Source organism: Streptomyces sp. L-9-10, from assembly GCF_004151105.1.
Lineage (GTDB): Bacteria > Actinomycetota > Actinomycetes > Streptomycetales > Streptomycetaceae > Streptomyces.
The window spans coordinates 20,936-41,411 of sequence record NZ_PHRF01000005.1; the positions used below are offsets into that span (position 1 = coordinate 20,936).

21 protein-coding genes are annotated in these 20,476 nt (G+C 70.9%); 6 read left to right on the forward strand and 15 right to left on the reverse strand.

Translation table 11 applies throughout. The features are described 5' to 3' along the window. Positions 1 to 185 precede the first annotated feature (185 nt). The 12 genes from CU044_RS00150 to CU044_RS00205 form a co-directional block, all read right to left on the reverse strand. Entirely contained in the window at positions 186 to 1,178 is a 993-nt protein-coding gene (locus CU044_RS00150; protein ID WP_240045237.1) for an alpha/beta hydrolase, read from the reverse strand. A 46-nt stretch (positions 1,179 to 1,224) separates the two neighbouring features. Continuing rightward, a complete protein-coding gene (locus tag CU044_RS00155; protein ID WP_129766280.1) occupies positions 1,225 to 1,935 on the reverse strand; it encodes an indole-3-glycerol-phosphate synthase in 711 nt (236 codons plus the stop codon). Beyond that, positions 1,932 to 2,678 carry an N-(5'-phosphoribosyl)anthranilate isomerase gene (locus CU044_RS00160; RefSeq protein ID WP_129766281.1) on the reverse strand — a complete coding sequence of 249 codons (747 nt, stop codon included), beginning with the start codon at positions 2,676 to 2,678 and terminating at the stop codon, positions 1,932 to 1,934. The genes CU044_RS00155 and CU044_RS00160 overlap by 4 nt, the downstream gene beginning before the upstream one ends. Next, positions 2,675 to 3,820 carry an acyl-CoA dehydrogenase family protein gene (locus tag CU044_RS00165; protein WP_129766634.1) on the reverse strand — a complete coding sequence of 382 codons (1,146 nt, stop codon included), beginning with the start codon at positions 3,818 to 3,820 and terminating at the stop codon, positions 2,675 to 2,677. The genes CU044_RS00160 and CU044_RS00165 overlap by 4 nt, the downstream gene beginning before the upstream one ends. Before the next feature lie 75 nt (positions 3,821 to 3,895). Continuing rightward, complete coding sequence (locus tag CU044_RS00170) at positions 3,896 to 4,270, reverse strand: ectoine synthase (RefSeq protein ID WP_129766282.1); 375 nt, start codon at positions 4,268 to 4,270, stop codon at positions 3,896 to 3,898. Between the two features lie 2 nt (positions 4,271 to 4,272). Next, positions 4,273 to 5,112, reverse strand: a complete 840-nt coding sequence (gene trpA / locus CU044_RS00175; RefSeq protein WP_129766283.1) for a tryptophan synthase subunit alpha — start codon at positions 5,110 to 5,112, stop codon at positions 4,273 to 4,275. A gap of 3 nt (positions 5,113 to 5,115) precedes the next feature. Then, complete coding sequence (locus tag CU044_RS00180; protein WP_129766284.1) at positions 5,116 to 6,162, reverse strand: hypothetical protein; 1,047 nt, start codon at positions 6,160 to 6,162, stop codon at positions 5,116 to 5,118. Positions 6,163 to 6,164: 2 nt separating this feature from the next. Next, positions 6,165 to 6,428 carry a phosphopantetheine-binding protein gene (locus CU044_RS00185; RefSeq protein WP_129766285.1) on the reverse strand — a complete coding sequence of 88 codons (264 nt, stop codon included), beginning with the start codon at positions 6,426 to 6,428 and terminating at the stop codon, positions 6,165 to 6,167. Continuing rightward, positions 6,425 to 8,002, reverse strand: a complete 1,578-nt coding sequence (locus CU044_RS00190; RefSeq protein ID WP_129766286.1) for an AMP-binding protein — start codon at positions 8,000 to 8,002, stop codon at positions 6,425 to 6,427. The genes CU044_RS00185 and CU044_RS00190 overlap by 4 nt, the downstream gene beginning before the upstream one ends. After that, positions 7,999 to 8,919: a MaoC/PaaZ C-terminal domain-containing protein gene (locus CU044_RS00195; protein ID WP_129766287.1), complete on the reverse strand. Its 921-nt coding sequence runs from the start codon at positions 8,917 to 8,919 to the stop codon at positions 7,999 to 8,001. Before CU044_RS00195 ends, CU044_RS00190 begins: the two co-directional genes overlap by 4 nt. Next, entirely contained in the window at positions 8,916 to 10,166 is a 1,251-nt protein-coding gene (locus CU044_RS00200) for a beta-ketoacyl-[acyl-carrier-protein] synthase family protein (protein ID WP_129766288.1), read from the reverse strand. Before CU044_RS00200 ends, CU044_RS00195 begins: the two co-directional genes overlap by 4 nt. Before the next feature lie 88 nt (positions 10,167 to 10,254). Next, a complete protein-coding gene (locus tag CU044_RS00205) occupies positions 10,255 to 11,472 on the reverse strand; it encodes an aminotransferase class I/II-fold pyridoxal phosphate-dependent enzyme (protein WP_129766289.1) in 1,218 nt (405 codons plus the stop codon). 392 nt (positions 11,473 to 11,864) lie between these two features. On the opposite strand from CU044_RS00205, the gene CU044_RS00210 reads away from it, so the two are divergent. Continuing rightward, a complete protein-coding gene (locus tag CU044_RS00210; RefSeq protein ID WP_129766290.1) occupies positions 11,865 to 12,791 on the forward strand; it encodes a BTAD domain-containing putative transcriptional regulator in 927 nt (308 codons plus the stop codon). A 75-nt stretch (positions 12,792 to 12,866) separates the two neighbouring features. Here CU044_RS00210 and CU044_RS00215 read toward each other — a convergent pair whose 3' ends face one another. From CU044_RS00215 to CU044_RS00225, 3 genes are read right to left on the reverse strand one after another with little or no spacing between them, the layout of a single operon-like run. After that, the gene (locus CU044_RS00215) at positions 12,867 to 13,622 is read right to left on the reverse strand and encodes a 3-oxoacyl-ACP reductase family protein (protein WP_129766291.1); all 756 of its coding nucleotides are present in this window, start codon (positions 13,620 to 13,622) and stop codon (positions 12,867 to 12,869) included. Continuing rightward, positions 13,619 to 14,605: a ketoacyl-ACP synthase III gene (locus tag CU044_RS00220; protein ID WP_129766292.1), complete on the reverse strand. Its 987-nt coding sequence runs from the start codon at positions 14,603 to 14,605 to the stop codon at positions 13,619 to 13,621. Before CU044_RS00220 ends, CU044_RS00215 begins: the two co-directional genes overlap by 4 nt. 11 nt (positions 14,606 to 14,616) lie before the next feature. Then, a complete protein-coding gene (locus CU044_RS00225) occupies positions 14,617 to 14,877 on the reverse strand; it encodes a hypothetical protein (protein WP_129766293.1) in 261 nt (86 codons plus the stop codon). A gap of 189 nt (positions 14,878 to 15,066) precedes the next feature. Between CU044_RS00225 and CU044_RS00230 the strand changes: the two genes are divergently transcribed. From CU044_RS00230 to CU044_RS00245, 5 genes are all read left to right on the forward strand, one after another. After that, the gene (locus CU044_RS00230; protein WP_129766294.1) at positions 15,067 to 15,951 is read left to right on the forward strand and encodes a class I SAM-dependent methyltransferase; all 885 of its coding nucleotides are present in this window, start codon (positions 15,067 to 15,069) and stop codon (positions 15,949 to 15,951) included. Between the two features lie 10 nt (positions 15,952 to 15,961). After that, positions 15,962 to 17,530: an NAD(P)/FAD-dependent oxidoreductase gene (locus CU044_RS00235; protein WP_129766295.1), complete on the forward strand. Its 1,569-nt coding sequence runs from the start codon at positions 15,962 to 15,964 to the stop codon at positions 17,528 to 17,530. 20 nt (positions 17,531 to 17,550) lie between these two features. Next, the gene (locus tag CU044_RS00240) at positions 17,551 to 19,056 is read left to right on the forward strand and encodes an FAD-binding protein (protein WP_129766296.1); all 1,506 of its coding nucleotides are present in this window, start codon (positions 17,551 to 17,553) and stop codon (positions 19,054 to 19,056) included. Between the two features lie 86 nt (positions 19,057 to 19,142). Continuing rightward, complete coding sequence (locus tag CU044_RS39260) at positions 19,143 to 19,631, forward strand: SRPBCC family protein (protein WP_240045238.1); 489 nt, start codon at positions 19,143 to 19,145, stop codon at positions 19,629 to 19,631. Next, on the forward strand, positions 19,628 to 20,476 hold the full coding sequence (locus CU044_RS00245; protein WP_240045239.1) for an alpha/beta hydrolase: 849 nt from the start codon (positions 19,628 to 19,630) through the stop codon (positions 20,474 to 20,476). The genes CU044_RS39260 and CU044_RS00245 overlap by 4 nt, the downstream gene beginning before the upstream one ends.

Sequence of the window (20,476 nt, forward strand, 5' to 3'; positions counted from 1 at the left end):
GAGAGGTCCGCGGTCTCTGCCGCCATAAGGAGGAGTCCTTCCTGGAGTCGCTCGGTGCGTGGACGAATACGGTGCGCACACAGTAGCCGCGATGCGCTCCGCTCCCCCGCCATGACCACGGATTGATCACCCACTGATCACCGGGAGGACGCTTCCGTGGCAACCTCCCTGCTCCCGTGCGGAGTTCAGGACCTGGCGGGGGCGTCCCCGGCACGTCGCAGGCACTCCTCCAGGAAGGCCAGCGCCCGCAGATGGTAGGTGCGGGCCGCGCGGCCGATGCTGATGTTGTGCCCGGCGCCGGAGAGCCGCTCCACCGCGACGAGCGGTGCGGCGGTGAGCAGTCCCGTCATCGCCGTCAGCGCCTCGTCGTGCAGTTCCCACCAGAGTTCGTGCTCCGCGAAGGTCAGTCTGACCGGGCTGGTGATACGGCCGGCCAGCCGCGGATACTGGACGGGCCAGGTCGCCGTCTGGGCCGCCTCGCGTGCCGGTACGGCCCTCAGCAGCGAGCGGCTCGCCCGGAATGTGCCGGGTGAATACAGGTGCAGCGGACCCCAGTTGAGCCGGGACGCGCCGCCGCCGAGGGTATCGGGGAAGTGCCGCGCCTCGGGTGCGTACCGCCAGCCGCATCCGTTGACGTCGAGACCGACCAGTGCGCTGCCCGCCTCCTGCGCGGCCATGTGCAGCGCCACCTTGCCGCCGTCGGAGTGGGCCACGACGAAGAAGCCGGAGCCGGTCGGCCGGTCCCGGGCGAAGTCCGCGAGCGCCCGGTTCAGGGTGGTCGCCTGCTCGCCGAGGGGCTGTCCGTCCGGCAGCGGGCCGGCGGAGGCGCCGTAGCCCGGCCGGTCCAGGGCCAGCACCGTATGACCGAGCCGGGCGCCCAGGCCGAGCAGGGAGTTCGCCGGGTCGGTCAGGCCGTTGAAGTAGTCGGCGCACATGCCCCGGCCGTGGATGGCGACGATCACGGAGCGGGGTTCCGCGGCGCCGTCCGGCTCGGCGATCAGACCGGACAGCGGTACGCCGCCCGCGTCGAGCGTCACGGCACGGACGGTGGGTGCCGGAGAGGAGGCGACGGCGGGACTGGAGACGGGAAGAGGAGCGGGGACGGGAGCAGTGGGGACGAGAGCGGGCGTGGGGACGGGGGTGGGTACGGGGACGGGGGTGGATACGGGAGCGGTCATGGCAGGCGGTTCTCCTGGGCGGCGGGGGCGGGCCGGTCGGGGCCGTTCAGTGGGGCCGGCCCGCGGGGCGGGTCCTGGCGCGGTCCAGGCGGTCGACCCAGCCGGCCGCGCTGTCGGTACGCAGCAGCGAGGTGCCGACGAGCAGGCCGGCGTATCCCGCGTCGAGCAGTTTCGCGGCGGCGAGCGGGCCGTCGATGGCGCTCGCGCTGACCGGGCAGCGGGTACCCGAGGCCCGGACCGCCGGCAGCAGGGCGAGGCTGCGGTCGAGGTCGCCGCGGTCGCGCTCCTTGGCCTTGATGTCCTTGTTGTTGACGGCGACGACGCACTCGTCGGCGTGCGGCAGACCGTCGAGTTCGGCCTCTTCCGTCACCTCCACGAACGGGGTGAGGCCGAGGGCCAGAGAGGCGGTGATCAGGGTGCGCATACTGGACCGGGGCAGCAGCGCCGCGGTGAGCAGCACGGCGGAGGCGCCGAGTTCCCTCGCGGCCGACAGCTGGTCCTTGCGGGTGATGAAGTCCTTCTGGAGCAGCGGCAGATCGGTGAGCGCGGCGACATCGCGCAGCAGATCGGTGGTGCCGCCGAACCAGCGTCCCGTCACCACCGAGATACAGGGCGCGCCCGCGCCTTCGTACGACTCCACGATCGCGGCCGGGGTACGGCCGCCGAGCAGGTCGTAGCCGTGCGCGTCACGCCGTTTGACCTCCATCACCAGCGGGCGGTCGGCGGTCAGCAGGGCTTCCAGGAACCGGGCGGTCATCGGGACTCCTCAGGGGACGTGTCGGTCCGCCAGGCGCGGGCCAGAGCGGTGACGGCGGGCGCCGAGAAACGTCCGTGGGCATCGCGGGCGGCGGTGTCGACATCGATACCGCGGAAGCCGGGGTGGGCGGCGACGGACCCGTAGTCGCGGCGGTTGTACGGGGAGATGCCGCCGGCGAGCAGGAACGGCCGGGCGAGCCGGGGCAGCAGGCCGAGCACATCCCGCTCGGACAGCTGATGTCCGGTGCTGCCGATCCGCCCGTCCTCGGTCGCCGTGTCGAGCAGGAACAGGTCGGTCCCGGCCCGTTCGTACGCGCCGATCAGCGGGCGTTCGAGACAGCTGCCGCCGCGCAGATGGAGGACCTTGACGAGGACCGCGTCGGGCAGGGCGGCGCGCAGCGCCCGTACCACGGCGGGCGGCTGGTAGGCGTGCAGCTGGAGCCAGCGCAGGCCGGTGCGACGGGCCAGGCCGGTGAGTGCGTCGGGGTCGCCGAGGAAGGTGACGAGGACCGGTTCGAGCCGGCCGGTGGCGCGGGCCGCCGCGGCGAGTTCGGTGAGGTGCCTCTCGGGCAGCTCGGCGTGACCGCCCGGTATGCCGTGCCACAGGCCGACGCAGTCCGCTCCGGCGGAAGCGAGCGCGGTGATGTCGCCGGGCGAGGTGGCCCCGCAGACTTTCAGAACCCGGCGGGTCTCGGGTGCGGCCGAGTGTCCCGCCGGGAGCCCGGAGGCGGGCTCCGGGCTCATGTGCCCAGACCCAGCATCGAGGCGATGCGGTTGTACTGGATTTCCGTGGTGCCGGAGTAGATCGTGCCCGCCACGGCGTTGCGCACGTCCTTCTCCAGACCGTACTCGGTCATATAGCCGTGCCCGCCGAAGAGCTGCACGGCCATCAGGCTGGTCGCCACATTGCTCTCGCTCGTCACCAGTTTGGCGATGGCCAGATCCACCGTGACGTTCTCGCCGGCCGCGAGGCGTTCACCGGTGTCGTACAGCCACTTGCCCGCCGTCTCCAGCCGGATCCTCATATCGACGATCCTGTTGGCGACGGACTGGTACGAGCCGATCGGCCTGCCGAACGAGCGGCGGGTCTTCGCGTAGTCGAGGCAGCGGTCGAGCCGGTGCCGCATCTCCCCCACGTTCACGATGAAGGAGAAGAGGATCTCCCGCTTCATGACATGGTCGAGCACGATGAATCCGCCGCCGACCCGGCCGAGGACCTGGGTCCTCGGGACCCTGCACTCATCGAAGAACAACTCGCTGAGCGGCGAGGTCCGCAGTCCCATCTTCTTGGTCGGTGGACCGATCGTGAGCCCCGGGGTGTTCCGGTCCACGAGGAACGCGGTGACCCCGAGCGGGCCGCCGTCCGGATGCGTACGCGCGTAGACGACGAACACATCGGCGACGGGCCCGTTGCTGACGAAGATCTTCGAGCCGTTCAGGACGAAATGGTCACCGTCCCGTACCGCTCGCGTGGTCATCGCCATGGCGTCCGAGCCGCCCTCGGACTCGGTGATGGCATGGGCGCCGATCACCTCCCCCGAGCAGATCCCGGTCAGATACCGCTCCTTCTGCGCGTCCGTGCCGAATCTCTCCAGTGGCACACCGGTACTGGCCATGGTGGTGGTGACCGAGAAGCTCAGCCCGGAGTCACGGCAGTGCTCGCCCAGCCCTTCGAGCAGATACATGGTGGTGAGCAGGGACTGGCCGAGGCCGCCCCAGCGCTCTTCGAAGGGCAGTCCGAGGATGCCGGTCTCCCGGATCAGTTTCCACTTGTCCCAGGAGAACGTGGCCTGTTCGTCCTGTTCTATGTGGCCGGCGCTGAGCGCCTCACCCCACCGGGCCAGACCTTCGCGCAGTTCGGCCTGGTCGGCGTTCCAGCGGATCACGGCGAGCCTTTCCATGACGGTTCAGTGACGGACGGAGCTGTGACAGACGGAGCGGTGACTGGCGCGGTGCGTGGATCAGTACGCCGAGGAGACCTGCTCGTCGAGCTGGTGCACCTCGTCGCCCTGGAGCGCCGGGGAGAAGACGCACACCAGACGCAGGTCCTCGTGCGGGCTCGCGACGAGGTAGTGGGCGTCGTGCTCGTTGAGCGAGTAGAGACGGCCCGGCACGATCGGGTGCGAGGTGCCGTCCAGCTCGATCACTTCGCCCGAACCCTCGATGCAGTAGCAGGATTCGATGTGATTGCGGTACTCCAGACGGGACTTGGTGCCCGCGCGCACGGTAGTGTCGGTGATGCTGTAGTCGAGGCCGTCGGCGGCCACGATGAAGCGACGGCTCAGGCCGTTGCCCCACTCGACCGTCTTCACGCTCTCCAGGTCACGGACGAACATGTTCAGCTCCCTGTTGTCTCAGGTGTGATGGACCGGTTGGGCGATACGGACCTGACGAAGGCGCGGAACCCGTCGACGACGTCGTCCCCCTGAGCGAGCGACCGCTCGATCCGGGCGACACCCGCGGAGCCGATGATGACGGCATCGGCTCCGCAGCCGCCCACGGTCTCCACGTCCTGTCTGGTCCTGACCCCGAAGCCGATGGCGATCGGGGATTCCGTGTGCGCCCGGAGCGCGGCGACGGTGGTCGCCAGCGCGGCGTGCCCGGTGGCCGGGGCGGTGCCGCTGCGTCCGTAGTGGGCGACGAGATAGAGATAGGCGGTGGCCTCGGCCGCCGCCTCCGCCATGGTCGGCGGCGGGCTCTGCTGGTAGCAGGTGGTGACGACGGGCAGCCCTGCCTCGCGGGCGGCCGCGTAGTGTGCGGCGCGCAGCCGGGGCGGCAGCGCGTGGACGAGCAGTCCGTCCGCGCCCGAGCCGGCGATGGTACGGAGTGTGTGCGCCGGGTCCCCGTGCGCGCGGTCCCGGTGCTTGAGGGAGTGGCTCCAGTCGGCGAGCAGCGCGATCCGGAGCCGGCGCAGCCGCGGGCGTACGGAGGCGATGAAGGCGAGGACCTCGTCGAGCCCGACACCCCGGTCGAGGGCGCGGCGGGCGGAGCGGCGGATCACCGGCCCGTCGGTGACCGAGTCGGGGAAGGGCACGGCGAGTTCGAGGCAGTCGACGCCCTCCTCGTCCAGCATGAGAACGAGGTCGGCGAGGACATCGAGCGGCGGGTCCCCGGCGTTGAGGAAGAGGGCCAGGCCCGGTCCCTCGCCGGGACCGGTGCGGGAGAAGAAGTCAGCCATGGGTCACACCTCTCTCGTCCGGGCGGGCGCCGGCCGTGTCCCGGCCCGTACGCGCTCGGCGAGCGCGCGGGCGGCTCCGCTCCGTACCGCCTCCAGGGCCGCGGCGACGGCTCGCGTCCAGTCGGTGGTGTGACCGCTCGCCACGGACAGCGCCGCCGCGTTGAGGCAGACCGTACGGGTGGCCACCTCCCCCTCGGTGCCGTCGAGGACGGACAGGAAGTGGGCGGGTGCGGAGGCGGGGTCCCGGGCGGGCCCGAGATCGTCGAAGCCTCCGTCAGACGGAACCAGCTTCCCTGCGGGGATGTGGAGTTCGCGGCCGTCGTGGGTGTGGATGGTGTTGTCGGCGAAGCCGAGCAGTTCGTCGGCGCCGCGGTCGTTGGCGGTCAGCCACAGCGTCCGGCCGGGCCGGGGCTCGGTCCTGGCGAGCGAGCGGAGTTCGGACAGGGGCGCGCTCGCCGAGACCCCGGTGACCTGCGCCGTGACGGGCAGGTCCGCGAGGAACGGCCCGAGGGCGTTGAGGAAGCGGCCGAAGGGTTTCATGCTCGTCGGCGCGATGGTCCTGGCCAGCCGGGTCAGCTGGGCCGGGTAGACGAACGGTCCGGCGAAGGCGATGCCGTACCGGTCCAGTGTGTCGGCGGTCTGGTCGTAGGAGGAGGTCGGCCGGACGCCGAGCCGTTCCAGCAGATCGACGGAGCCGAGCGAGCTGGTGTACGCGCGCGAGCCCGTCTTGACGACCCGCACCCCGGTCGCGGCGGCGACGAACGCCGACGCGGTGGAGATGTTGAAGGTCTTCGGTCCGCCTCCGGTGCCCACCACGTTGACCGTGCCGGGCCAGCGGCCCGCGGGCCGCGCGGGCCGCCGTTCGGCGAGCGAGTCGAGCAGCGGACGCAGTGTGTCGTGGCCGGGCAGTGCGGTGGCCAGGGAGGCCAGCAGGGCGAGGGACTGCGCTCTGTCGAGGCCGCCGTCGCCGAGCTGGTCCCAGAACGACCGCCAGGTTCCGAGGCCGACCGGTGCGCGCCGCTCCAGCAGGCCGGTGAGTGCGTCGTGCACCGCTAGCCGCCCGCCACCTCGGGACGGCGCGCACCGGCGATGAACGCGTCGATGGCCGCCACACTGCGGAAGTTGTCGGGGTCCAGGTCGGCGTCGCCGATCGGCAGCTCGAAGCGGTCCTCGACCCAGGCGATCAGCTTGAGCACACCGAGGCTGTCGATGACCCCGTCCGAGAGCAGATCGTGGTCGTCCGCCAGCTCCTGGGCGGTGATGTCCGGCAGGAACTCCTCGATGACGAACTGCTTGATGGTGCCGGCGTGGCTCATGACGTCCTTCCCTGGGCGGTTGTGGCTGACGTGACGGTGGAGATGGTGGACAGCTCGTCGAGACGGTCGAGCGCCTTGCGGTCGACCTTTCCCGTGGCGGTCTTGGGCAGCGGCTCGTCGACGATCCGGAGCTTGGCGGGTACGGCCGCCCTGGGCAGACGACGCGCACAGTGCTGACGCAATGTCAGGGAGCTGAGCCCGCTGCCCGGTTCGGTCTGTACGGCCGCGATGAGCCGGCGTCCTTCGATCGGGTCGGGCACGGCGGCCACCCCCGCTTCGCGTACGGCGGGGTGGTCGAGCAGCACCCGTTCGATCTCCGCGGTGTTCACGGCGACCCCGCGGACCTTGACCTGGTGGTCGGCGCGTCCGGTGAGATGGAGCCGGCCGTCGGCGTCGCGCCGCACCAGATCGCCGGTGCGGAACCAGCGCCGGTCGTCGAGTCCCAGCGGATGTCCTGTGAACTTGTCCGCGTGGCGGGTCCGGTCGAGGTAGCCGGCCGCCTGGAAGGGCGTGGAGACGTACAGTTCACCGGAGCCCGGCCCCTCGACGGCCGCGCCCTCCGGGGTGAGGATCAGGGCCTCGACTCCCGGCAGCGGGCGGCCGATCGGCACCGGCGGGAACTCGGTGGCGCCGGTGTCGACCTCGTGGACGAAGCTGTCGTTGGTCTCGGTGCAGCCGTAGATGTTGTGGATCCGCGCGCCGGGAAAGAGTCCGGGCAGTGCGGCGAAGGTGCGGTCGGGTATGACATCGCCGCTGAACATCACGTGCCCGACCCCGGGGAGCGTCGCTCCGCGCCGCTCGGCCGCGTCGAGCAGCAGCCCGTAGAACATCGGCACCGCCTGGACCACTCGTACGTCATGGCGGACGAGGAGGTCGAGCAGATGCGTGCCCCGGGCGGCCAGCGCCGGGTCGACCAGGATCACCCGGCCGCCGTGGGCGAGGGTCGTCCAGATGTCCAGCAGGCAGAGATCGAAGTTGAGAGGTGCGTAGTTGAGAACGGTGACGCCGGGCCCGATCGAGAAGGCGGGGGCGGCCCAGGCGACGAACCGGTTCACCGCGTCCCGGCCCAGGGGGACGATCTTGGGCAGGCTGGTGGAGCCGGAGGTGGTGAGCATGAACGACACCTCGGCGGCCTCGCGGGGTGCCAGCGGCTGTGCGGCGACCTCGGGGTTCGGTGTCACGGTGGCGTCCGTGCCGTCGGCGGTGATCACCTGTCGGCAGCCCGCCTGGGCGAAGAGATCCGCGAGCAGGGAGTCGGCGAGCGCGGGCGAGGGCAGCAGGAAGGGGCGCCGCGCCAGCAGACAGGCCAGCACCAGGGCGACGGCCGCGGGCGATTTGGTGGCCAGGATGCCGACGGGCTCGCCGGGGGTGAGCCCGAGCCGGGCCAGCCGGTCGCGCTCGCGTCCGGCCCGCTCGTACAGCTCGCGGTAGCTGGTCTCCTCGCCGTTCCACACCAGGGCGGTGGCGTCGGGCCGTTCACGGACCTGGGAGAGGAAGCCGCCCACGAGACCGAGGCGGTCCGTGCCGGGGCGCTCCGTGCCGAGGCCGTCCGTGCCGGGGTGGTCCGTCGTCATGGCCGGCTCCCGTTCTCCGGTCCTGCCGCGTGCCCGGCCAGTTCGACCCAGCCGCTCTTGACGGCGGGTCCCGCGGGGGTGCGGCAGCCGAAGCGCACCACCCGGCGGGCCGCGTCCGGCTGGAGGTCGAAGCGGAGCGGCTCGCCGGGCGCGACGGGCGCCGAGAAGCGGCCGCCGATCCCTCGTATCCGGCCGGCGTCTCCGTCCGCGTACCGGTCGGTGATCTCCTCGACCGCCAGGGCCACCACGCTCATGCCGTGTGCGATGACCGAGCCGAAGCCGGCGGCGCGGGCCGCGTCGGCGTCGAGATGGATCGGGTTCTCGTCGCCGGAAGCCCGGGCGTAGCGGCGGATCCACTCCACCGTCGGTTCGTGGACGACGGTGGCGGGTTCGGCGGCTCCGGCGGGCGCGGGAACGGAGGCGCCGCCGGAGATCTCCCCGAAGGGTTCGAGGGCGGTCGCGCCCACGAGCAGGGCGCTGGTGACCAGTTCGGCGAACGGCTCCGTGCCTCCCGGGTCCGTGGATCCGGCGAGTTCCGTGGAATCCGTGAGTCCCGTGGATCCCGTGGAATCCGCGCCGTCGCCGGTCAGCCGGGAGCGCAGGACGACCCGGATCCCGCGCGGTTCGCGGCGGGCGCCGAGCACATCGAGCCGTACGGTGACCTGTTCACCGGCGCGTACGAGCCGCCGGCAGCGGATGTCCTGGCCGAGGTGGACGACGGACACGGGGCCGGGTTCGTCGGCGGTCAGGGCCGCCACGGTGTGCTCGGCGACGGTATGGGCGAGGACGAACGCGTGTACGGGCGAGGCGAGTTGGTCCCGCGCGGCGGGCAGCGCGGCGCGGACGGCACCCCGGTAGGCGGCGATCTCTTCGGCGGTGACGGTTCGCGTCACCGCCGGGGCGGGGGCGGTGGTCATATCGGGGCCACCACCAGGCTGGAGTTGTGGCCGCCGAAACCGAAGGAGTTGGAGAGGGCAGGTCCGGACGCCACGGCGCGCGGGGCGCCGTGGACCACATCGATTTCCATACCTGGCTCCAGCTGTTCGTGGTTGGCGGTGGGAGGGACCTCGCACCGGCTCATCGCCTGCACGGTGGCGATCAGTTCGACGGCGCCCGCGGCCCCGATGAGATGGCCGATGACGCTCTTGTTCGCGGTGACCGGCGGCCCGTCCGTGCCGAACACCTTGGCCAGCGCGATCGCTTCGGCCCGGTCGTTGTGCGGGGTCGAGGTGCCGTGCGCGTTGACATGGACGATGTCGGAGGGGGCCAGGCCCGCGTCGGCGATGGCTCCCGCCATCGCGCCGACGGCCGCGCCGCCGTCCGGCAGCGGCATGGCCAGGTGGTACGCGTCGGAGGTGGCGGCGTAACCGGCGACGGTGGCGTATGTACGGGCGCCGCGCGCCCGCGCGTCGTCGAGGCGTTCCAGGACGACGAACCCGGCGCCCTCCCCCATCACGAATCCGTCGCGGTCGGCGTCGAACGGCCTGGACGCGTGCTCCGGGTCGTCGTTGCGCAGCGATACGGCGTTGAGGTTGCCGAACCCCGCGAGGGTGACGGGGGTGAGCGTCGATTCGCAGCCACCGGCCAGCACGACATCGGCCCGGTGGGTCTGGAGCAGTGTCAGCGCGTGGCCGATGGCGTCGGCGCCGCTGGCGCAGGTGGTGGCGATGGTCAGGGCGGGGCCCTGCCAGCCGAGCCGCATCGAGATCTGGGCCGCCGCCGCGTTGGGCATGGTCATCAGCGGCATCAGCGGATTGACCCGGTGCGGTCCCGACTCGGTGAAGTGCCGGGACTCCAGGTCGCTCGTCGCCCGGCCGCCGACGGCGTTGCCGACGACGATGGCGGTACGGCCGGGGTCCGCGGCGGGCGCTCCCGCGTCCCGGTGGGCGGCGAGGGCGGCGGTCGTCCCGTACAGCGCGAACGGGTCCATCCGGCGCGCGTCCTTGGCGGGCACGAGGCCGAGGGAGTCGAGCCCGCGGACCCGGCAGCCGATGCGCACCCGGTGGCGTTCCAGGTCGAGATGGGTCAGCGCGGCGGCGGTGGACTTCCCGGCGCGCAGCGCGGCCCACAGGTCGTCCGGGGTGCAGCCGGCCGGGGTGACGACGCCCATGCCGGTGATCGCGACGGGCGCGTGTGACGGTGCGTGCCTCGGTGAGTTTGGCATCTCGGATCCCGTATCCCGTACGAACGTCGGAGGGCGAAGGGCGAAGGCTAGGACGTGAGTTGCGCCGGGCTGACTGACCGTCAGTCCGTCAGTCCTTGATCAGTCCGCACACGTGGGCGGCCTTGAGGAACGCCTCCGCGGCGAAGTCGATGTCGCTCTTGGTGTGGCGTGCGGTGATGGCGATCCGCAGCCTGGCCAGGTCGTTGGGGACGGCCGGGGTGACCACCGGCAGTCCGATGACGCCGGCCGCGCGGCAGGCGGTGGCGTAGTCGTACGCGGCGTCGTCGGAGCCGGCGATGACGGGGACGACGGCGGTCTCGCTGTCACCGGTGCGCATCCCGCCGTCGTTCAGCATCCGCCGGAAGCGCGCGGACTCCCGCTGGATATGGCTGACGCGCTCGGGCTCGCGGTCCAGGATCCGCAGCGATTCGAGGGCCGCGCCCGACTGGGCCGGGCCGAGGGCCGCGGAGAAGAGGAACGGCCGTGCCGCGTACTTGAGATGGCCGATCAGCTCGCTCGGTCCCGCCACCCAGCCGCCCATCGAGGGGATGGCCTTCGAGAGCGTGCCCAGCTTGACGTCGACTCTCGCGGTGTAGTCGAAGTGTTCCTCGATGCCCTTGCCGGTGGCACCGATGACACCCAGCGCGTGGGCCTCGTCCACCATCAGCAGGGCGTTGTGCTCGTCGCAGACCCGGCGCAGCTCCGGCAGTGGCGCGATGTCGCCGTCCATGGAGTAGACGCTGTCGACGATGACGAGCCGGATCCCGTCCGGGCTCGCGGCGGCGAGCCTGCGGGCGAGGTGGCCGACGTCGTTGTGCCGGAAGCGGGTGACGGTGGCGCCGCTCAGCCGGCAGCCGTCCACGATGCTGGCGTGGTCGTACTTGTCGATCAGTACGGTGTCCCCTGCGCCGACCAGCGCGCCGACCGTGCCGACGTTGGCGGCGTACCCGGAGCCGAACACCAGCGCCTCCTGGCGGCCGGCGAACCGGGCGACCTCCGCCTCCAGTTCCTCGTGCAGCGGGATCGAACCCGCCAGCGCCCGCACTCCGTGGTTGCCGGTGCCGTACAGATCGACGGCGGCCTTGGCGGCGGCGACCACGCGCTCGTCGCCCGCCAGGCCCAGATAGCTGTAGCCCGACATCATCAGGAGGCGTTCACCGTCGAGGTCGGCGTAGGCGGAGTCGCGCTCGACCGTGTACGTCACGAAGCTGTTGCGGCGGGCGGGCTCCCACTCCAGGGCGCGCACGCGGCGGTGTGTCGCGGCCAGTTTCGGCGCGAGACGTTCCCAGCCCCCGGATGTGTTCACGTACATCTCCTCACCACGTTTCGGACAATTACCGGAGTCCGCTCAACCTGGACTCAGAGTTGCGACGCAATTCAACGACAGGCGCGCAAGGCGCGCGCAACACGGCTCTGAAGTGGGGAAAGAGAGGAACGCAAGAACAGAGCGACAGCTTTCCGCAAGCGGAATGAAGGTCTCCAGGGAAATCCAGGGGAATGTTCCCCGGCCACTATTGACACACCGAGATGGCCGATTGATATCGTCCAATTTCTGTGCAGGGGGCATGCACAGAGTGTCCCGAACTCCTTCACAAGGACCACTGTGGCGGGGCCCCCTGGCGTGATGTCGACACCCTCGCCGGCGGCAGCCGCCGTCGGTGCAACCGGCCCAGAGCCGACCGCACCGGGGAGTACAGCTTGCTCATCAGACTCGCTGGCCTTGTAACGATCGAACCCGAAGGGGTTCCGCCACAGCATCTGTCCAGCGCTCAGGCTCAAGTCGCGTTCGCCAGGCTCATCCTCGAACGGTCCGCCGGTACCAGCCGGGATCAACTGGCCGACACCGTCTGGCCCGACGGGCTGCCGGACACCTGGGCCTCGGCCCTGCGCAGTGTTGTCAGCCGGGTCCGTACGTTCGTCACGTTCCCCCAGCAGCGGCCCGGGGTCACCCCGCTGGTCGCCCAGGGCGGCCGCTATCTGCTGCGGCTGCCGGACGACGCGGCCGTCGACCTCGAGTGCGCGGAGGCGGCGGCGACCGAGGCGGCCGAGGCGTACGCCACCGGCTCGTTCGCCGTCGCGCAACAGCTCGCCGCCGCCGCGGTGTCGAATCTACGCGGGTCATTCCTGCCCGCTCACGAGGGCGAATGGGTCAACGGCGTGCGGGAATGGCTCGACGAGCTGCGGCTGTCCGCGCTGGAGACGGCGAGTCTGGCCTCGGCGGCGCTGGGCGACGAGCATCACGCGCTGCGGTACGCCGAGGAGGCGGTACGGCGTGCCCCGTTCAGGGAGAGCGCCTACCGGTGCCGGATGGCGGCGCACCGGACGGCCGGCAACCGTGCCGAGGCGCTGCGCACGTACCAGCAGCTCAGGGAGGTGCTCGCCGAGGAGCTGGGGATCGATCCGGCCCCGGAGAGCCAGGCCGCCTATCTGGAACTGCTGCGCGGCTCCGACACCCGTCGAAGACCGGAGCCCGGCACCGGCGCCGTGCCCCGGCTGGACCCGCTGCTGATGGGCATGTTCGAGGCCCCTTACCCGCGCCCCGCCCCGCCGCGGCCCTGCTTATTGACTCCGGACGGCTGCCTCACCCACCCCGCGCCCCCGGCGCCCGAGTGGCGTGTGGCGTAGGGGCTTCGGCGGGGGGACATACGCGGGCGGCCCGGCGAATACGCCGGGCCGCCTCTCTGTGCGCGCGTGCGGGTCTCAGGTGATGGAGACACCGCTGTCGATGCTGATGACCTGGCCCGTCATACAGTCCTGGTCCAGGAACAGGGCCGCGCTGCGGGCCACTTCCTCGACCGTGACGAAGCGCGGAATGGGGGCCTTGCCCTCCATCCCCTCGATGACATGTCCCGGCAGGTTCTCGGTCATACCCGTGATCATGAACCCCGGGGAGAGCGCGTTCACGGTCACACCGCGTCTGCCGCACTCGGCCGCCAGGGTGCGGGTGAAGCCGATGAGACCCGCCTTCGAGGCGGAATAGGCCGTCTGACCCGCCGTCGCGATCAGTCCGGAGGGCGACACCACATTGATGATCCGGCCCCACCGCTGCCGGAGCATGTACGGGACGGACACCCGCGCGGTGTGGAACGAACCGATCAGATTGGTCTGGATGACCTGCTGCCAGTCCGCCGGCGACTGCATCGCCATCAGCGCGTCCTTGCGGATGGCGCCGTTGTTGACGAGTACGTCGACCGGGCCGAGCCGTTCACTGATCTCGGCGTACATCGCGGTGACGGCGTCCCAGGAGCCGACGTCGCCGGTCACGACGACCGAGTCGTTGCTCAGCTTCTCCCGGACGGCGCGGGCCTGCGCCTCCGAGCTGTTGTAGTGGACGGCGACCCGGCAGCCGAGCGCGTCGAGTTCGAGGGCCAGGGCCTGCCCGAGCCCGCCGGACGCCCCCGTGACCAGGGCGACCGGCCGCTCGGGACGGGTGCCCGGCTCGCTGTTACGGCTCATTTCCTCTCCCCGCCCCACTCCAGGAGCATCGATCCCCAGGTCATCCCCGCGCCGAAGCCGGCCAGCAGCACCTGGTCGCCCGGCTGGATCCGGCCGTCCTCCAGCGCCTCCGTGAGGGCGATCGGGATGGACGCCGACGCGGTGTTGCCGTACCGCTCCAGATTGGTGACCAGCGCCTCGGGCCGCAGACCGGTGTGGCTGAGGATCGAGTTGATGATGCGGATATTGGCCTGGTGCGGAATGACGTGGTCGATGTCGGCCGCGTCGACCTTGGCGCTCTCCAGCGTCTCCCGGACCGTACGGACCGTGTAGCGCACGGCGTTGAGATAGATCTCGTTGCCGTTGATCTTGGCGAAGTGCAGCCCCTCGCGGACCGTCTCCTCGGTGGTCGGCATCCTGCTGCCGCCCGCCAGCACCTTCAGACTGCCGGTGCACGAGCCGTCCGCGCCGAGGTTCCACGCCTTGACCCGGTTCTCGGGCCCCGGCTGGAGCACGACCGCGCCGGCCCCGTCGCCGACGAGGATCGACAGATCGCGGTCGGCGGGGTTGGCCGTCAGGGTGTGCGTGTCGGAGCCGATCAGCAGGATCGGCCGGGGATCGATGGCGATCAGCGCCATCGCCGACACCAGACCGTAGACGAAGCCCGCGCACTCCGAGTTGACGTCGTGCGCGCTGCCCGCGATGCCGAGATCGTGGTGGACGAACGCGGACGTGGCCGGTGAGGGCTGCTCGGGCGTGGCGGTGGCGACGATCAGATGGGCGATGTCGCCACCGGTCAGGCCCGCCTTCTCCAGGGCACGCCGGCCGGCCTCGACAGCCAGCGAGGCGGTCGTCTGTCCCGGCCCCACGGCACGGCGCTCCCGGATGCCGCAGCGGCTGACGATCCAGTTCTCGTCGACACCGAACCGCTCCGCGAGCTCCACGCTGGTGACCTTGCGCTCGGGTACGGCCATGCCCCACCCGGTGATGTCGAAGCCGTTCATGGGCGCTCTCGCTACGCCTGCGCCGGCTGCGGGACGAGCGCGACGATCCGCTCGTACACATGCCGCAGCGTGGTCGTGTCGTCGAGGTCCGCGAACAGCGACTCGTCGGCGGGGATGTGCGGGTACTGGTTCTGGAACCCGTACAGCCACTCCATCAGGTCCAGCGAGTCGACGTCCGCGATGTGCTGGAGCGGTGCGTCGGGGCCGACCTCCTCGGCGCCCGACACGGCCTCCAGCTGGCTCGCCAGTTCTTCGATGGTGGGCAGCGTCATGAGCTTCGGTCCTCTCTCGCGGTGCAACCGGTGTCGAGTGGCATGGAAGCGCGACGCGCGCAACCGGGACGCAACACCGTTGACGCACCGCCGTCTTGCACATCTGTTGCGAGCCACGCGGTTATCTCGTGACCGCATCACACGGTCGGTACGAGCGGCGCAGCGACAGGATCAGGAAAGAGGTCGAGGATGACAACGGTCGCACCCAGGTCGGTGGACCCCGAGGTCGACGCGGTCAGACACCACTACGAGGTCAGCAACGATTTCTACCGGCTCCTGCTGGGCCCGACCATGATGTACTCCGGCGGCTACTGGGAGCAGGGCGAGGATCTCGTCGCGACACTGGACGAGGCCCAGGAGCGCAAGCTCGACACGTTCGCCGCGCTGGCGGGTGCCCAGGGCGCCCGCCGCGTGCTGGACATCGGCTGCGGCTGGGGCACCATGCTCAACCGGCTCACCACCGTGCACGGGGTGGAGGAGGCGGTCGGCCTCACGCTGAGCCGCACCCAGGAGGCGTTCATCGCCGGCCTGGACAACCCTCGTATCACCACGCGGGTGGAGAGCTGGGCGGACCACGCGACGGACGAGAAGTACGACGCGGCGTTCTGCATCAACGCGCTGGAGCACTTCGTCTCGTCCAACCTGCCGCCGCGTGAGCGCACCAAGCGCTACCGCTTCTTCTTCAGCCAGGTGTACAAGGCGCTGAACCCGGGCGCGAAGTTCGTCCTGCACACGATGACGGCCGAGGCGCAGCCCATGAACCGGGAGCTGCTCGCCGATCTGAAGTTCCTCCAGCGCTCCGAGTTCGAGGGGATGCACATTCCGCATCTCCACGAGCTGGCCGCCGCCGCCGAGGGCCAGTTCGAGGTCGTGGAGATCGTCAACGAGCGGGAGTCCTTCGCCCTGGCGTGCCGCGCCTGGCTGAAGCGGCTGGCCGCGGACCGTGCGACGGCCGTCGCCCTGGAGGGCGAGGAGGTCGTGGCCCGCTTCGAGCGCTACCTCGACATCTTCGCGTACACGCTCGAAGACAAGTTCTTCAACAATTTCCGCGTCACCATCGCGCGCAGGGGCTGAGGAGGCCGCCGTGACGAGCATTCTCGAACCCGCCCGCGGAGACGGGGTGAACAGCGGTACGGACCCGGAGCGCCCGGCCGGCCGGGGGCCCAACCGTCATCTGCGGGTCGCGGTCATCGGCACCGGTTTCTCCGGGCTGGGAACGGCCATCAGGCTGCTCCAGCAGGGCATCGACGACTTCCTGGTCTTCGAACGGGCCGACGAGGTCGGCGGCACCTGGCGCGACAACGACTACCCCGGGTGCGCCTGTGACGTCCAGGCCCATCTCTACTCCTTCTCCTTCGCCCGCAACCCGGAGTGGAAGAGCACGTTCGCCAAGCGCGACGAGGTGTACGCGTATCTGCGGGACTGCGCCGACCGCTTCGGGGTCCGCCCGCACATCCGCTTCAACCACGAGCTGATCGCGGCCCGCTGGGACGAGCACACCCGGTGCTGGCGCATCGAGACCTCGGGCGGCGAGTACACCGCCCAGGTCCTGGTCGCGGGTGCCGGCTACCTCAGTGAGCCGGCCGTCCCCGATCTGCCGGGGCTCGCCGACTTCGAGGGGAAGGTCTTCCACTCGGCCCGCTGGGACCACGACCACGATCTGACCGGCAGGCGCGTCGCCGTGATCGGTACGGGAGCCTCGGCCATCCAGTTCGTGCCGAAGATCCAGCCCCAGGTCGGGCACCTCGACCTGTACCAGCGCACGCCTCCGTGGGTGGGCCCCAAGAACGACAAGGCCAACAGCGCGTTCCACACGAAGATGCTGCGCGGCTTCCCCGGCTACCAGGGCTTCCGGCGCAACTTCAACATGTGGGGCCGGGAAGTCCTGGCCTTCGCCTTCGCCCGGCCCAAGGTCGCCGAGAAGGTCCAGAAGATGGCCTCGGACCATCTCAAGAAGAGCGTCGAGGACCCGGCGCTGCGGGAGCGGCTCACCCCCGACTATGTCGTGGCCTGCAAGCGGCTGCTGTTCTCGAACACCTGGTACCCCGCGATCCAGCAGCCCAACGTCGACATCGTCAGCGACTCCATCGACCATGTCCGCGCCAAGTCCGTCGTCACCAAGGACGGCCGGGAGCGCGAGGTGGACACCATCATCATGGGCACCGGCTTCCTCGCCACGGACCGTCCGATCGCGCGGCGCATCTGGGGCCGGGACGGGGTTCAGCTCCGGGAGGCATGGAGCGAGGGAATGTCCGCGCACCGCGGCACCACCATCGCCGGGTTCCCCAACCTCTTCATGATGCTCGGCCCGAACACGACACTGGGCCACTCCTCGCAGACCGTGATGATCGAGTCCCAGATCGCCTACGTCGTGGACGCGCTCAAGCAGATGGACAAGCGCGGGCTGTCCAGCGTCGAGGTACGGCCGGAGGCGCAGCGGGCGTACAACGCCACGCTCGACAAGCGCCAGGCGCGCGCGGTCTGGAGCGCCGGCGGCTGCAAGAGCTGGTACCTGGACAGCGCCGGGCGCAACCCGTCGATCTGGCCCACGTACACCTGGCGGTTCCGCAACGGCACCAAGCACTTCGACCTGGGCGAGTACCAGCTCGCCACCACCGTGGGCGCCGGGCGACCGGCCGTCAATCACGCATGACGAACGGGAGAACGGATCAGATGAGCACCAATACCCCGTCCCGCCGAAGAGTCCTGGGCGGAATGGCCGCCACCGCGGCGACCGTCGTGGGCTGGAACGTCGCCACCCAGACATGGGCCACCGCCGCCGAGGCGGGCCGCGGCCACGGCGGTGGCGGCGTGTCGCCCGTACCGGCGCTGGACGGCACGCTCAAGACCTCGGCGGCCGACCTCGTGCAGTTCAGCAAGGACTTCGGCAACCTGGTGTCGGACATCACCCCCTGGGCCGTCCTGGTGCCCGGCTCGGTCAACGACATCGTCAAGATGGTCAACTTCGCCCGGTCCAACAAGCTGAAGATCGCCGCGAACGGACGCAGCGGCACCGGTGACGATCTGGAGTCGCACTCCAACTACGGCCAGGCGGCGGTCCCGGGCGGTATCTCGATCGACTCGCGCGGTCTGTCGAAGATCGTCAGCATCGGCGCGAACACCGCTGTCGTCGAGGCGGGTGTCACCTGGCACCAGCTCACCGAAGCGGCCCTGGCCAAGGGCAAGATGCCGCCGGCCATGCCCGACTACATGCATCTGTCGATCGGCGGCACGATCAGCGTCGGCGGCATCGGGGGCACGGTCGGCACGTACGGCCTGGCGGTCGACACCATCGAGTCGATCGACATCGTCACGGGTGCCGGGCAGCTGCTCACCGCCTCCCCCGCCGTCCGCCCCGACCTGTTCAACGCGGCGCTGGCCGGCGGCGGCCAGGTGGGGATCATCGTCCGCGCCACGGTGCGGATCGTCCCGCCCAAGGAGCGGGTGGTCGTCTTCAACCTCGTCTACAACGACGTGGCGACCTATCTCGCCGACGCGGAGAAGGTCCTGGCGGAGGGCCGGTTCGAGGTCCAGGCCGGTGAACTCCAGCGCAAGCCGGACGACTCGGGCTGGCGCTACAAGATGGAGCTGGGCGCGACCTACACCGGTACCGCCCCCGCCCGGGAGCCGCTGATCGCGGGGCTGCGGGACGTCCGCTCCGAGGCCGTCATCGACGACATGGCGTTCCTCGACTACGTCTACCGGTTCGACGCGTATGTCGAGTACTACAAGGAGGCGGACTACTGGGACCAGCCCAAGCCCTGGCTGAGCCTGTTCCTGCCGGCGTCCAAGGTGAAGCAGTTCCTCCAGATCGCCGAGGCGGATCTCACCGCGAACGACCTGGGCGTCGGCTTCGTGCTGACCTACCCGTACCGTACGTCGAAGCTCAGGCGTCCGATGGCGGTGCAGCCGAACGACTCCGTGGGCTACCTCTTCGACCTGCTGCGCTTCCCGCACCCCGGTGAGCCGGACATCGCGGGCATGCTGGAGCAGAACCGACGGCTGTACGACAAGGCCGTGGCGCTGGGCGCCAAGCGCTATCTGGTCGGTGCCATTCCGCGGATGACCCCCGCGGACTGGAAGAGGCACTTCGGCAACCGCTACTCCGACCTCTGCAACGCGAAGCGGCGTTACGACCCTGCCGACATCCTCACGCCCGGTCAGGGCTTCTTCGCCTGATCCGGCCCGGCCGCACCGGAGCGGGGCCCTTCCCCGGGCCCCGCTTCCCGACCTTCCCATCCGCCGCCCCACACAGGGAGACTGGCATGAACGGCTACGACATCATCGACGAGGCGGTGGTCGACGCCCCCGCGGACGTCGTCTGGGACGCGCTCGTCGCCGAGTTCCGCGGTGCCGCCCGTTGGTGGGTGCCCGCCAACACCTTCGCGACCGTCTCCGGCGCACCCGACGTGGTGGGCGGCGAGGTCGGCGTGACGGTCCACACCAAGGGCGTCGACAAGGGCGGGCTCAAGCTCCGCTTCACCGCCCGTACGGTCTCCGTCGTACCGGGCCGCCGGCTGACCGTCGAGTACGTCGACGGAGCCTTCCGCGGTCCGAGCGACTTCATCCTGGAACCGCTGGACGACGGCCACCGCACCCGCGTCAGCATGCACTTCCGGGGGCGCCCGCACGGCAGACTGAAGCTTCTGGCCAAGGTCGCCGACATCGGCGCCGAGCACTCGAAGGCGACGCTGGCCGCTTTCGGCTCGCTCAACACGCTGCTGACCGAGCCGCTGGCCGGGAGGACCCGGTGAGCACCACGAGGGCCGCCTCGCGCACCGAGGAGACCACGGTACGCACGGACGACGGCGCCGCGCTCGCCGTCACCGTCCTCGCCCCGCTGCGGGCCCCCACCGGCGCGACCGTCGTCCTCTCGCACGGCTGGGCGGCCGGCCGCCGCGTCTGGGGTACGGTCGCCGACCGGCTGATCCGCTCCGGCCACCGGGTGGTGCTGTACGACCAGCGCGGGCACGGCGCCTCCGGCCTGGGCAAGGAGCCGATCACCATCCGCCGCTTCGGCGCGGACCTGGCGGCGGTGCTGGGCGAGACCGGTTCCCGCGACGCGCTCCTGGTCGGGCACTCCGGCGGCGGCTTCGCGGCCCTCTCGTACGTCACCGCCCACCGGGACGCCGCGCACGGGCTGCGCGGGCTGGTCCTGCTGGGCACCGCCGCGCACGACCAGGACACCCCCGACAGCGAGGTGCGCATGATGGGCAGCGCGCTGTTCTCCCGGGCCCTGCGGCGGCCGGCGCTCGGCCGGCGGCTGCTGGCCCAGACGATGGGCAAGGGGGTCGACCCGTACGCCCTCGAAGTCAACCGGCAGCTGTTCGCGGCGGCTTCCCCGCGGGTACGCGCCGACTGCTTCGCCTCGTCACGGGGCATGGATCTGCGCGCGGAGCTGGCCACCGTCGAGGTACCCGCCGTGGTGCTCGCGGGCGAGCAGGACCGGGTCGTCAAGCCGGAACTGGGCGAGGCGCTGGCCAAGGCGCTGCCGGACGCGCGGTTCGAACGCCTCCCGGGCGCCGGTCATACGCTGCCCCTCGAGCGGCCGGCGGAGATCGTACGCGCCGTGTCGGGCCTGATCACCCGTCCCCGCTGA